Below are 13,019 nucleotides of genomic sequence, written 5' to 3' on the forward strand. Positions count from 1 at the left end.
ATAATCTGACCCCATAAAGTTGGACAGCTAATTAAGCAGTTTTTAAAAACTGATTTCTATATTGTACAGGGGATAAACCTTGTAACTTCACCTTGATTCTCTCATGATTATAATAATGAATGTACTCTTGTATGGTTTTCTCTAATTCATCAATTGATTGAAATTTTTCACCATGAAAGCACTCCGATTTTAATATTCCGAAGAAGCTTTCTATTACAGCATTATCCAAACAATTTCCCTTACGAGACATACTTTGAATTAAACCCTGTTGTTTTAATTGCTGTTGGTAATGAGCCATTTGATATTGCCATCCTTGATCGGAATGGAGAATTGGTTTTTCATGTCGTTTAAGTTTAGCCAAAGCATGAATGAGCATATCTTTTACTAACTCATAATTGAGTTTGCGTTGGATTCGGAATGTAATAATTTCCCCATTAAATAAATCTATAATCGGGGATAGGTAAAGTTTTTCACCGTTCACATTAAATTCCGTTACATCAGTTGCCCATTTCTGATTTGGTCGATTTGCTTTAAATTGCCGTTGTAAAACGTTATCAGCCACTATCCCGACACAACCACTTTTATATGAGCGATATTTTAGTGCTCTGATACGTGATTTAAGTCCCATAGTTTTCATGAGTCGATATACACATTTATGGTTAATCATTATTCCTGTACTTTTCAGAGCAAGAGTAATTCTACGATAGCCATAGCATCCCTTATGCTTATGGTATATGGACTTAATCTGCTGTTTTAACTCAGTATATTTATCATTAGAGCGTATAGCTTTCATGTGGTAGAAATAAGTACTACGGGCTATCTTGGCAATACTGAGTAAGAGCTTTAATGGATAAATTTGCCTTAATTCTGAAATAATTTGAACACTGTCTGCAGTACAAATTGAATTTAAGTACGTTGCTTCAGTTTTAAGGCTTTTAGCTTTTTTAAAAAAGCGACCTCTGCGCGTAAAGCTGTAAGCTCATCAATGAGCTCTTGCTGAGACTTGTCTTTATCATCTCTTGTTGGTTTCACTGTTTTAGTTTTATCTTGCTTAGTCATATTGGTATAAGTCCGTTTAGTATTAAACCCAGCAATCCCTTCTTTATGATACAGAGCTAGCCATCTTCTTAAAATTGACGTCCCGCTCAGATTTAACCGTCTTCTTACTTCTCTTACGGGTATCTTATCAAGAAGCATTTGTATTGCATTGATTTTAAATTCTGAAGAATAATAAGTTTTTTGAATTTTAATATTAAGCCCATCAGTACCATGTGCCTTATAGTTTTCAATCCATAACCGAATGGTTTGGAGATCTACATTAAACTCTTTGGAAAGAATTTTATAGCCTTTACTACCATCTAAATAAGCCTGAATTACTTTGAGTTTTAACTCTTTTGAATGCTTTGGAACTGGCATAGGTCACACCTTATAAGTTTAAAAAGTCTAACTTATGGGGTGCAGTTCAGAACGGGAGAGGGACACCTTCGGGTGTGCTGGTTGTTGTACCAGTCCGCGAACCCTTTCTCGTTCTGCCACCATAATTCCTATTAATGTCTGGCAGAACTCCCAATAAAAAGGAGTTGGCTTTGCACATCCATTATTTCTTGGCTCTCGATGCCAAAAGTTATAACGACACAGCTTAAAAATTAAAGCAGCTTGATTGCCTTAAGGTTTTCAGGCTTTAAGTCATTACGGCTCAAAAAAACTTAATCAACAATAAAACTTGAGATGTGCCAAGCACAGTCTTTATAGGCTTTGCTATGCCTTTTTTCTCCCAAAAAAGTATCTCATTTAGAAACAACAAGAATTTATAACGGTAAAATTATGCCAAAGTTAGTTCTTCCAACACGTGCTATACAAGTTATTAATACGTCGATTTATTTATTTCACCATCACGGCTTTCATACCGTTGGAATCGACAGAATTGTGAAAGAGTGTGGAATTCCAAAAGCGACTTTTTATAACTACTTTCACTCGAAAGAGCGGTTTGTTGAAATCTGTTTGATCGTACAAAAAGAGCGTTTAAAAGAAAAAGTGGTTTCAATTGCTGAGTACACTAGCCACCCAAGCGCTAGGGATAAACTCAAGGCACTTTATCTTTTACATACCGACTTAGAGGGACTTTACTTTCTATTATTTAAAGCCATTTTTGAGATAAAACTGAGCTATGCAAAAGCCTATCAAGTCGCAATTAAATATAGAACTTGGCTAATGAATGAAATCTATAGCCAGCTTAGAGGACTTAAAACCGATGCGACTTTTCAGGATGCAAAACTATTTTTATATATGATTGAAGGCGCAATTATTCAGCATCTAAGCTCAGATGGGGCGGATGATCGGGAAAAGGCACTGGATTGTTTTTTACGCAGTTTAGGTAGTTAATGTAATTTGAGGCCTCAGAATGCGCTAGAAAATCGATAAAATTAAAAGCCAATTTGTCACCATATCTACGGATGTGGTTTTTTATGTTTTTAACACATTTACTTTATTACTTAATTAGACAAATGCTGAGCTGATAACAAAAAGTATTAGACCGGTCGTCTATAGATCTATATAGTTAGGCCTCACTTTGTTGACCTTCTAGTTTAAAAGAGAAAATTAATGTCTATTATTCTTCATCATTTAAATGCTTCACGCTCATTTCGCATTCTGTGGTTACTTGAAGAAATTAATCAACCTTATGAGTTAAAAAGTTATTTCCGAGATAAAACTACAAATCTTGCACCTCAAGAATTAAAAAATATTCATCCTTTAGGAAAATCACCTGTGATTGAGCTCGATGGAAAAGTAATTGCTGAATCAGGTGCCATTGTAGAAATTTTGATTGAAAAGTTTGCTCCTCAACTTATGCCCGCGAAAAATTCAGACAGTTATCTTGATTATTTACAATGGATTCATTTTTCAGAAAGTTCGGCTATGGTTCCATATTTATTAAATATTTTTAATTCGGTTGAGTTAAAAAATGGCACTCAATTAAAGTTCTTGGATCAATATGCGCATGCTGAGTTGGATAAAGTATTTTCATATTTAGATCAACAATTAGTAGGCAAAAAATTCTTAGTAGGCAATTGCTTAACGGGTGCAGATTTTATGATTGGTTTCGTAGTCTATGGTCTAATTAATTCTTTAAATATTCGATCAAAATATCTTAATATTGAAAATTATGTAAGAAGTCTAGAAAGCTTAGAAAGCTGGCAAAAAGCCATGTCTATAGAACAAAATCTTCATCACCGAATCAATGCCTAAAATTGCTGTAAGTAATTTTTTCAATATTGTTTAGCTGCTCAATTGGCTCGTATTCGTTCTTTCATGAGTTCTGGCAAACCAGCGAGTTAAAGACTTCGCCATTTAAAATCATGAGCTGAAACTCTTGTACCTCGAATGAGATAACAAGAGTTTCTATGTCTATTTAAATAACATTTCTAAGTTCATTTGCCGTGTTACGTAGCAATGGCAAAATTTGCTGAACCAAATAATCTTCTTGTACACGGTTAGTTTGAGACATGCAGTTAAGTGCTGCCACGGCTTGACCTTGTGCATTAAAAACGGGTACGGCAATCGCAATCACACCAAGCTCATGTTCTTCTTTAGAAAGACAATAATCCGATAATGAAATGCCCTTAAGCACCTCAAAAAACTTTGACTCATCTACAACGGTAAAAGGGGTTAAGCGTTTTAAACCGTAAGTTTTTACCCATGTGTGTTGAGCCTCTTCAGACAATGCTGCAAGCAATACTTTACCTGTGGAAGTTGCATGGGCAGGGAGTCGATTTCCTAAATGCATGCCGTAAGGGCTTACGCGTAAATTATCTTGCTGCGGTAAATAACTACGGGCAATCGGCACCACTTCATTATCGTCCAGAACTACAATCGAAAAAGTAAGAGACGTCTGTGCACACAAAAGATTTAAAAATGATTGAGCAACTTTAGGTAAATGCGCAGAGCTTAAATAAGAACTCGAAAAGCGCAGCACGCGATGGGTGAGCCAAAAGTAATGTTCATCTGTTTCTAGATAGCCTAAGTATTTTAAAGTTTTTAGATAACGCCTTGCCGCTGTTCGGCTAATACCGGTTCGCTCAGCCACTTGAGTGACATTGAGCCGTTGCCGATCTGTTCCAAAAGCTTCCAGTAAAGCTAAGCCTTTTGCTAATCCTGCAATGTAGTCTTCTTGACGAATTTTCTCATGCGAGTTTGGGTGCTCTAAAAAAGCATCGAGAGAAGGCATCCTTTCATTCCTGTTATTTTGGTTGTTTCTGTCCGCTATTCGGACAAACTAAATGATAAACGGTTATTTTCGTCTTGGATACATAGTGCACAAAACTTAAAGCCAGTAATTTAAAAGTCAGGATGAAACAAGGATGAAGTTATGGATATTTTAAAGACACAGGTTGCAATTATTGGTTCTGGACCAGCAGGGTTATTGCTTGGGCAACTTCTATATAAAGCTGGAATCGATCATATTATTGTTGAGCAACGCAGTGCTGAATATGTGGCTTCACGGATTCGTGCAGGAATTTTAGAGCAAGTTTCGGTCGACTTACTTAAACAAGCAGGCGTTGACCAAAATTTAAAAGACAAAGGATTACCGCATTCAGGCATTGAAATCTTAACTAATGGTGTAAAACATCGGGTTGATTTGGCGGCACTAACAGGTGGAAAACAAGTGACCGTATATGGTCAGACCGAAGTCACTAAAGACTTGATGACTGCGCGCGAAGCAGAGAAGCTGACTTCATTTTATGAAGCTCAAAATGTGCAGGTTAAAGATTTCTACACTGCGCCCAAAGTTGAGTTTGAGTACCAAGGTAAAGCCTTTCAAATTGAGTGTGACTTCATTGCAGGTTGTGATGGCTACCATGGTGTCTGCCGTGCCAGCGTACCTGAAGATAAAATTAAAACCTTTGAAAAGGTTTATCCGTTTGGCTGGTTAGGTGTGTTGGCAGATGTTCCACCTGTAGCCGATGAACTAATTTACGTACAGTCTGAACGTGGATTTGCTTTATGCAGTATGCGTTCTGAAACGCGTAGCCGTTATTATTTACAAGTCCCTTTAACCGATCACGTAGAAGACTGGTCGGATGAAAAGTTCTGGGATGAGTTAAAAAACCGCCTAGACCCTGAAAGCCGTGAAAAGCTAGTAACTGGGGCCTCTATTGAAAAAAGTATTGCGCCGTTACGTAGTTTTGTGACTGAGCCAATGCGCTTCGGAAAACTATTCTTAGCAGGTGATGCTGCGCATATTGTTCCACCGACAGGAGCAAAAGGCCTCAATCTCGCGGCTTCCGATATTGCTTATTTATCAAGTGCACTTGTTCAATATTATGTTGAAGGTTCAGAACAGGGTATTGATGAATACTCAGAGAAATGCCTACAACGTGTATGGAAAGCGGAGCGTTTTTCTTGGTGGATGACTCATTTATTGCATCGCTTTGAAACTGAAAGTGAGTTTGACCATAAAATTAAACAAGCCGAACTAAGTTATGTACTTGGGTCGATTGCAGGTAGAACAACATTGGCTGAAAACTATGTCGGTTTGCCTTATGAGATCAAGCAAATTGATAGTTTTAAGCACGCAAGTTAAGGGCTAGATAAGAAATAAAAAGGGCATGCAAATGCTCTTTTTTATATAAAAACTTAAGTGGGACGTAATAGCTTAAGAGATTATTTTGCTTAAAAGATCAGCATTAATAAAAGCTTTTGTCACATTTTTTCAGTATATTGCTATTAATTTCTTTATTTATAAATTCTAAGTTTGTATGGAACAGGACCAAGCACGCATACCTAAATATATTCCTATCCGCGATGCAATTGCCCATGACATTGAATCTGGTGTATTAGAAGCCCACGCAAAACTCCCTTCGGAAAGGGTGCTTTCTGAACAATTCCAAACCACTCGAGTAGCTGCGCGTGAAGCTTTACTGGCTTTGGAAACTGATGGTCTGATTTATCGCTTAGATCGCCGTGGTTGGTATGTTCGTTCGCCTCGTATTATTTACCACCCGCAATCTACAAAAAACTTTAATCAGTTTGTGATTGAACAAGGCTATGAACCTTCGACAGAAGTGATTTCGAGTGAACTGACTCAGGCTACTTCTTGGGATGCCAAGCATTTAAAAGTTGAAAAAGGGCATCCGATTTATTCAGTTTGGCGACGTCGTTGTATTAATGGTCGACCTGTTTTGGTGGAGCATTTACGTGTCAACGCCGAGTTTTTCCCTGAGTTTTTAACTCATGATCTTAAGCAATCGATTACTTTACTGATGGCAAATCAATATAACTGCCATATCACCAGAGCTGACATTAACCTCTATCCAACCGCTTTATCGGAACAGCAGGCCAAAGCACTTCATGTCAATGTGGGCGCGCTCGGTTTATATATTCGTCGTAGTAACAGAAATGAAGAAGGCGTGATTACTGATGTCGACCAAGAATATTGGCTACATGATGTTTTAGATTTACATTTCGAAGCGCGAGCATAAAAATACAATCTGGTTTAAACCAGATTAATTAAACTGTCATATAAAGCTGTTGAAATACGATCATCAAATAATTGCATTCGATGGTTTGCAGATGAAACAGTATGTTCAACAGACAATTAAACTCGGCACTGCATCAGTTTTAGGTGTAGTGGTCGCTATTCAAATGGGATGTTCATCAGCAACATCAAAAAACTCAGAAGAAATTACAGTCTATACGGCAGTGGAAGCCGATCAGCTTAAGCAATACCAAAAAGAATTACACAAAGCCTATCCAGAGCTAAAAGTAAAATGGGTACGTGATTCAACAGGTGTGATCACCGCTAAACTTTTGGCAGAGCAGAAGAATCCTCAAGCGGATGTGGTTTTTGGTGTGGCTTTAACCAGTTTGCTGGTCATGGAAAAGAAAGACATGCTTGAGCCTTTCAAACCTGAAGGTGTTCAAAATTTAAAACCAGAATTTGTAAGTCAAAAACCTGTACCGACTTGGACGGGTATGGATGCATGGGAATCTGCAATTTGTGTAAATAAAGTCGAATTAGAAAAACGTAAGTTACCAATTCCAAAAACTTGGAAAGATTTAACCAACCCGATTTATAAAAACCTGATTGTGATGCCAAATCCAGCTTCGAGTGGCACAGGCTATTTAGATGTCACGGCTTGGATGCAAATTTGGGGCGAAAAGCAGGCATGGGACTATATGCAGGCTTTAGATAAAAACATTTCACAATATCCTCATTCGGGCTCAAAACCTTGCAAGATGGCTGCACAAGGCGAAATCCCAATTGGAATTTCTTTCGGTTATCCAGCCTTTAAATTAAAAGCAGAGGGTGCACCTTTAGAAGTGGTTTATCCAACTGAAGGTTTAGGCTGGGAAATGGAAGCCTCAGCAATTGTGAAAGGAACTAAGAAATTAAGTAGCGCACAGAAATTTATAAATTGGTCGGTAAGCAAAGCGGCAAATGAAGCCTATGCCCATAACTTTTCAATGGTGGCCTACAAAGGCATTGAAAATACCACTATGGACTTCCCGAAAAACCTTCCCCAAATGCTCGTAAAAAATGATTTTTATTGGGTGGCCGAGCAGCGTGAACGTATTTTGGCTGAATGGTCAAAGCATTTTGAAAAGTGATCTTTTGGATAAGGGCCTTATTATGCAAATACCTTCGTCATTGCAGTCATCGCTGCTAGGTCAAAACCAAAAGGCCGAGTTAGCAGGGCATTTATTGTCGACATTAACGACCTATAAATATCCTGAACATGGCCCCTCAGTTTTAGAAGTGATAGATATACAAAAAAAGTTCCAACACTTTCAGGCCCTAACGCATATTAATTTAGACCTGAAAGCTGGCGAGTTCGTGAGCTTTTTGGGACCTTCTGGATGCGGTAAAACCACATTGCTACGCATAATTGCGGGTCTAGAAAAACCTGATTATGGAAAGGTTATAAAAAAGGGCGCAGACATTACGTTGTTGAGTGCTGAAAAGCGTCACTGTGGCATTGTGTTTCAGAACTATGCGTTATTTCCAAACTTAAACGTTGAAGAAAATATTGCTTTTGGCTTAGACAAAAAGAAATGGGATAAGGCACAACGTAGTCAACGAGTTCAGCAATTATTAGAACTGATTGAATTACCCGATATTGCTAAAAAATATCCAAATCAATTGTCGGGTGGGCAGCAGCAACGTGTTGCGCTTGCTCGAGCAATTGCACCGAAGCCTGATATTTTACTGTTAGATGAACCATTGTCTGCACTCGATGCTCAGGTACGTCTAAACCTAAGACAAAAGATCCGTTCGATTCAATCGCAGCTTAATCTGCCAACCATTATGGTCACACACGATCAAGAAGAAGCATTAAGCATTTCTGACCGTGTTGTAGTCATGAATCATGGTGTCATTGAGCAAATTGATACACCGCATAATATTTACTACAAGCCACAAACCCAATTCGTTGCAAAGTTTATTGGCACCATGAACTTTTTAACTGCCACTTGTTCAGTCGCCAATCAGCTCGAGGTTTTAGGTTTTATTCTTCTAAATTTGGAACAGCAAAAACTTAAAGCAGGGCAAAACTACAACATTGGTTTTAGACCGGAAGCTGTCGAGTTGGTTGATGATTTTGGTAGTGATAAAGAATCGTTGTATTTACCAGTTAAAGTATTAAGCACTGAGTTTTTAGGCGCAAAACGCCGTTTGTTTTGCACTATTCATATTGATGGAATTGAGCAGTCCAAACACCTTTTGCAAATTGAAATTGAAAATACCAAGTTCAAATCTTTGCAAGAACTCATGTTTATAAAAGTGCCTAATCAGCTCATTCATGTCTTTGACGAACAAGGGTACGCACTATGTTAAATGAAGCTGCTTCAGCGGTTTTAAAAACACAGCCGCGTCGAAAAACTGAATATTCATTAAGATCAAATATTGCTTTAGCTGCCGTCGCAATCGCTTTGACTTTAGCGATTATTGCTCCTTTAATGATGTTGTTTGAAACAGCTTTTTTTGATGAAAATCAAAATTTTGTTGGCCTTGAAAATTTTTATAATTATTTTGCAAGTCCAGCTTTACTCAGCTCTATATTTAACTCGATGTGGGTTGCTTGTGCTGCTACTGTCATTACAGTATTTCTTGCCAGTATTTATGCTTTTGCACTCACCAATGTAAATATAAAAGGCAAAGGCTTCTTTAAACTGGTCGCTTTTTTACCCATTTTAGCGCCATCACTTTTGCCATCTTTGGCATTGGTTTATTTGTTTGGTAAGCAAGGTGTGTTTAAACCTTTACTGGGCGATATACAAATTTATGGTCCAATCGGTATTTTAATCAGTTATTGCTTTTGGCTATTTCCAGCAATTTTGATGTTGATGATGGTGTCTTTTCGCAGTGTCGATCAGCGTTTAATTGAGGCATCTTTGTCGCTCGGCAAAAATATCTGGAAGACGCATTACCACGTCACGCTACCTGCAATTCGGTATGGACTCATCAGCGCAAGTCTGGTGGCTTTTATTTATGTGATAACCGATTTTGGGATTCCGAAAGTCATTGGTGGTTCATTTAATATGATGGCGCTTGATGTCTATAAACAGATTATTGGTCAGCAAAATATGAGCATGGGTGCGGTAATTTCCATCTTATTGTTGTTACCAGCAGTTTTTGTATTCATTTTCGATCGTATTCAAAGCAAACGCCATGCACGTTTTCAAGCTTTTCAGGCTAAACCTTATATCTCAACATCGAACAAAAAACTTGAAGTCGTTCTGAGCTTATTTTGTGGGTTGGTTTCAGGTGCGATTTTACTCATTATCTTTACGGCAGTGCTGGCTTCATTCATTCAGTCTTGGCCTTATGATTTGTCTTTAACCTTAGCACATTACAGTTTTGAATATGTCGATGGCGGCGGTTGGGCAGCGTACTTTAACTCGGTTCGTATGGCACTCTTTAGTACGGTTTTTGGAACAGCACTCATTTTTATAGTAGCGTTATTAACCGAACGTTTTAAGGCACATCCATTTATTAAAAACTATGTACAGGCTTTAATTTTATTACCCCTTGCTGTACCGGGGTTAGTGCTAGGTATTGCTTATATTTTGTTTTTTAACCATCAAAGCAACCCTTTAAATGTGCTGTATGGAACCATGACCATTTTGGTGATTTCAACCATCATGCATTATTACACTGTGCCGCATCTCACTTTAAGCAATGCCATTAAACAAATTCCTTTACAGCTCGATCAGGCAGCACAAACTTTAGGAACATCGAAGTGGAAAACCTTTTGGAAAGTGTATTTGCCAATGTGTTTTCCAGCGCTATGTGATGTATCGGTCTATATTTTTGTGAATGCCATGACGACTGTGTCGGCTGCGATTTTCCTCTATTCACCAGACACCAGTTTAGCTGCGGTAGCTGTTTTAAATATGGATGATGCAGGAGACACGGTTGCTGCTGTTGCGATGAGCATTTTGATTTTGACAACCTCATGTGTTGTAAAACTCATTCACTGGTTATTTACCCGAAAAATTATGGCAAAAAGTCAGCAATGGCGTGAAAGCGCTCATTAAGTTTTAGCTAAACACAATTTTTATTTAACCGACTGAAACGAAACGCTTTGTTTAACAAGGCAAGGGTTTATTCATCCTAAATTTCGAAAATTGGAAGTCTTATGAATAACGCAAAGTTTGATTTAATTGTTGTCGGAGCTGGTATTTTAGGTTTATCCGCTGCCATACAGGCACAAGAACAAGGCTTAAAAGTCTGTATCTTTGAGAAAAATGCCAAGCCTGTGGGCGCAACTCGCCGTAATTTCGGGATGGTCGGAACATCGACTTTAACGCATCCTGAACAAGAGTGGCGAAAGTACGCTCTTGAAACGCGTTCTTTTTATCAACGCATTCAGACTGAAACCGATATTTCGTTTGCTCAACGCCAAGGTGTCTATCTGGCGAACACTGCACTTGAATGGCAGGTTTTAAATGAGTTTGCCGAGCGTGCAAATAATTATCAAATACCTGTGCATTTACGAAGTCATGATGAGCTGGTCACCCAATTTTCCTATTTAAATCCTTCGCAGTATTTTCAAGGCGGCTTAGTTTTTGAAGAAGATTATTCGGTTGAACCGCATGTGATTGGGCAGAGACTATTGGCATATGCCGAAAAAAACGGTGTGGAGATTTATACCAATGCCTGTGTTGTTCAAACCCAATATCAGCATGAAAGTTGTCAGGTTCGCTTGGCAAATGGCGAGACTTATCGGGCAAATAAAGTTTTGATCTGTCACGGTCAAATCATCGATGTTTTATATCCAGATCTCTTACAAAGTTTGAACTTGAAACGGTGTGGCTTACAAATGGCCCTAACTCAACGGTTTTACCAAAAATTAAATGCTTCTCTTTATTCAGGCTTATCTATTTCACGTTATCCGGCTTTTGAAATTTGCCCAAGTCATGCGGAGTTGGTTAAAGCATCACAACAAGGTTTCATTAAAGAATTCGGTATTCATATTCTGATTAAACAAAACGAATTTGGCGAACTGATCGTAGGTGATAGCCACGAATATCATTCGATTAATGAAGCGCCTCAGTTCGAGCAGCGTGAAGAGATTAATGAATTTATTCAAGCTTACTGCCATGAAAAATTAGGGCTGACTTTACCTCCAATTCAAAAACGTTGGAATGGTTATTACCTGACTCATGAAGATGAGTTGGCCTGTGTCACTGAAGCCGGAAAAAACATCTTTCTGGTAAGTGCAATTGCTGGCAAAGGCATGACCACAGGGGCTGGGTTTATGAAAGAAGTATTAGAACAAAATATTTACTAGTTTGTCATCTGGTTTAAACCAGATTGATGTATATTGAAATGAACGTGAAAGAAATGAGTACCATTATGAACATGCAACCCCAACTCGATATGGATTTAGAGAACAAGTATTTGCTTCTCACACCAGGACCATTATCAACATCGGCAACAGTACGCCGTGCCATGCAAAAAGACTGGTGTACTTGGGACCAAGAATATAATTCGCTGGTACAAGATATCCGCTCTCGTCTAGTCAACTTGGCAACCAGTCAACCTGAAAAATATACGGCTGTGTTAATGCAAGGCAGTGGTAGTTTTGCAGTGGAGTCTGTGCTTGGTTCAGCTATTCCGCGTGATGGCAAAATCTTAATTATTAATAACGGTGCATACGGTGCACGTATGGTGCAAATGGCACGTTGCTTAAATATTGAAGTTGTAGAACTGAACTATTTAGAAACCCAAACACCAGATCTAATAGAGATTGAACACGTTTTAGAAGATAAAGCCATTAGCCATGTTGCTTGTGTACACTGTGAAACCACCACAGGTATTTTAAACCCGATTCAAGAGATATGCCGTTTAGTTAAATCGGCAGGAAAAATCTGGATTGTAGATGCCATGAGTTCATTTGGTGGTGTGCCTATGGATATGGCTAAGCTTGAAATTGATTTTCTGATTTCAAGTGCAAATAAATGTATTCAAGGTGTTCCGGGCTTTGGTTTTATTTTGGCAAAGCGTGATTGCCTAGAAGCATGTAAAGGTTTAGCTCGTTCGGTCAGCCTCGATTTGTATGATCAGTGGAACACGATGGAACAGCATAACGGCAAATGGCGTTTTACCTCGCCAACCCATGTGGTGCGTGCTTTTTATCAAGCATTGCTTGAACTTGAGGCAGAAGGCGGTGTTGCTGCACGTTATCAACGTTATTTACAAAACCAGCAAACCTTATCGCAAGGTATGCAACAACTGGGCTTTAAATTGGTACTCGGTGAAGAGTGTCCACAATCACCCATCATTACCACTTTTCTTTACCCAACAGCCAAGTCATTTAGCTTCCAGTCATTTTATGAAACGCTGAAAAAATCAGGCTATGTGATTTATCCGGGCAAAGTCACAGATCTCAACTGCTTCCGTATTGGCAATATTGGCGAAGTTTATATTCATGACATTGACGGACTTCTTGCTGCGATTGCCAGCTACTGCGAAAGCCATCTCAATCAAGCTGTAACAGCATAACTTTTATTAAAAC

General features: G+C 38.5%; 12 protein-coding genes. 9 read left to right on the forward strand and 3 right to left on the reverse strand.

Going from position 1 to position 13,019, the window contains the following annotated elements:
* Nucleotides 1-31: 31 nt before the first annotated feature.
* Both MKL38_RS00975 and MKL38_RS00980 read right to left on the reverse strand, forming a co-directional pair.
* Nucleotides 32-901, reverse strand: coding sequence for an IS3 family transposase (locus MKL38_RS00975; protein WP_270902571.1), 870 nt, complete (start codon nucleotides 899-901; stop codon nucleotides 32-34).
* A gap of 5 nt (nucleotides 902-906) precedes the next feature.
* Nucleotides 907-1,416 carry a helix-turn-helix domain-containing protein gene (locus MKL38_RS00980; RefSeq protein ID WP_270902241.1) on the reverse strand — a complete coding sequence of 170 codons (510 nt, stop codon included), beginning with the start codon at nucleotides 1,414-1,416 and terminating at the stop codon, nucleotides 907-909.
* Nucleotides 1,417-1,824: 408 nt separating this feature from the next.
* On the opposite strand from MKL38_RS00980, the gene MKL38_RS00985 reads away from it, so the two are divergent.
* Together MKL38_RS00985 and MKL38_RS00990 are read left to right on the forward strand one after the other, a co-directional pair.
* Nucleotides 1,825-2,382 (forward strand): TetR/AcrR family transcriptional regulator, encoded by a 558-nt coding sequence (locus tag MKL38_RS00985; protein ID WP_270902242.1) that lies wholly within the window; start codon nucleotides 1,825-1,827, stop codon nucleotides 2,380-2,382.
* Between the two features lie 219 nt (nucleotides 2,383-2,601).
* Complete coding sequence (locus tag MKL38_RS00990; protein WP_270902243.1) at nucleotides 2,602-3,246, forward strand: glutathione S-transferase family protein; 645 nt, start codon at nucleotides 2,602-2,604, stop codon at nucleotides 3,244-3,246.
* A 163-nt stretch (nucleotides 3,247-3,409) separates the two neighbouring features.
* On the opposite strand, the gene pobR is transcribed toward MKL38_RS00990, so the two are convergent.
* On the reverse strand, nucleotides 3,410-4,225 hold the full coding sequence (gene pobR / locus MKL38_RS00995; protein ID WP_042896744.1) for an IclR family transcriptional regulator PobR: 816 nt from the start codon (nucleotides 4,223-4,225) through the stop codon (nucleotides 3,410-3,412).
* Nucleotides 4,226-4,366: 141 nt separating this feature from the next.
* Here pobR and pobA point away from each other — a divergent pair, with 141 nt between their 5' ends.
* From pobA to phnW, 7 genes are all read left to right on the forward strand, one after another.
* Complete coding sequence (gene pobA / locus MKL38_RS01000; RefSeq protein ID WP_270902244.1) at nucleotides 4,367-5,581, forward strand: 4-hydroxybenzoate 3-monooxygenase; 1,215 nt, start codon at nucleotides 4,367-4,369, stop codon at nucleotides 5,579-5,581.
* 175 nt (nucleotides 5,582-5,756) lie between these two features.
* Nucleotides 5,757-6,479, forward strand: a complete 723-nt coding sequence (locus MKL38_RS01005; RefSeq protein WP_017385548.1) for a UTRA domain-containing protein — start codon at nucleotides 5,757-5,759, stop codon at nucleotides 6,477-6,479.
* Nucleotides 6,480-6,570: 91 nt separating this feature from the next.
* A complete protein-coding gene (locus tag MKL38_RS01010) occupies nucleotides 6,571-7,608 on the forward strand; it encodes a putative 2-aminoethylphosphonate ABC transporter substrate-binding protein (protein WP_270902245.1) in 1,038 nt (345 codons plus the stop codon).
* Nucleotides 7,609-7,630: 22 nt separating this feature from the next.
* Nucleotides 7,631-8,833: an ABC transporter ATP-binding protein gene (locus MKL38_RS01015; RefSeq protein ID WP_270902246.1), complete on the forward strand. Its 1,203-nt coding sequence runs from the start codon at nucleotides 7,631-7,633 to the stop codon at nucleotides 8,831-8,833.
* Nucleotides 8,827-10,536 (forward strand): putative 2-aminoethylphosphonate ABC transporter permease subunit, encoded by a 1,710-nt coding sequence (locus MKL38_RS01020; RefSeq protein WP_270902247.1) that lies wholly within the window; start codon nucleotides 8,827-8,829, stop codon nucleotides 10,534-10,536. Before MKL38_RS01015 ends, MKL38_RS01020 begins: the two co-directional genes overlap by 7 nt.
* Before the next feature lie 101 nt (nucleotides 10,537-10,637).
* Nucleotides 10,638-11,792 carry a TIGR03364 family FAD-dependent oxidoreductase gene (locus MKL38_RS01025; protein WP_270902248.1) on the forward strand — a complete coding sequence of 385 codons (1,155 nt, stop codon included), beginning with the start codon at nucleotides 10,638-10,640 and terminating at the stop codon, nucleotides 11,790-11,792.
* A 26-nt stretch (nucleotides 11,793-11,818) separates the two neighbouring features.
* Nucleotides 11,819-13,006, forward strand: coding sequence for a 2-aminoethylphosphonate--pyruvate transaminase (gene phnW, locus MKL38_RS01030; protein WP_270902249.1), 1,188 nt, complete (start codon nucleotides 11,819-11,821; stop codon nucleotides 13,004-13,006).
* Nucleotides 13,007-13,019 lie beyond the last annotated feature (13 nt).

Origin of the sequence: Acinetobacter sp. AOR14_HL, from assembly GCF_027855175.1 — a bacterium.
GTDB lineage: Bacteria > Pseudomonadota > Gammaproteobacteria > Pseudomonadales > Moraxellaceae > Acinetobacter > Acinetobacter calcoaceticus.

Coding starts and splice junctions, on each gene's coding strand:
- MKL38_RS01005 (WP_017385548.1), top strand. CDS start 5,757: ATGGAACAGGACCAAGCACGCATACCTAAATATATTCCTATCCGCGAT.
- pobA (WP_270902244.1), top strand. CDS start 4,367: ATGGATATTTTAAAGACACAGGTTGCAATTATTGGTTCTGGACCAGCA.
- pobR (WP_042896744.1), bottom strand. CDS start 4,225: ATGCCTTCTCTCGATGCTTTTTTAGAGCACCCAAACTCGCATGAGAAA.
- MKL38_RS01020 (WP_270902247.1), top strand. CDS start 8,827: ATGTTAAATGAAGCTGCTTCAGCGGTTTTAAAAACACAGCCGCGTCGA.
- MKL38_RS00990 (WP_270902243.1), top strand. CDS start 2,602: ATGTCTATTATTCTTCATCATTTAAATGCTTCACGCTCATTTCGCATT.
- MKL38_RS00985 (WP_270902242.1), top strand. CDS start 1,825: ATGCCAAAGTTAGTTCTTCCAACACGTGCTATACAAGTTATTAATACG.
- MKL38_RS00980 (WP_270902241.1), bottom strand. CDS start 1,416: ATGCCAGTTCCAAAGCATTCAAAAGAGTTAAAACTCAAAGTAATTCAG.
- MKL38_RS01025 (WP_270902248.1), top strand. CDS start 10,638: ATGAATAACGCAAAGTTTGATTTAATTGTTGTCGGAGCTGGTATTTTA.
- MKL38_RS01010 (WP_270902245.1), top strand. CDS start 6,571: ATGAAACAGTATGTTCAACAGACAATTAAACTCGGCACTGCATCAGTT.
- MKL38_RS01015 (WP_270902246.1), top strand. CDS start 7,631: ATGCAAATACCTTCGTCATTGCAGTCATCGCTGCTAGGTCAAAACCAA.
- phnW (WP_270902249.1), top strand. CDS start 11,819: ATGTATATTGAAATGAACGTGAAAGAAATGAGTACCATTATGAACATG.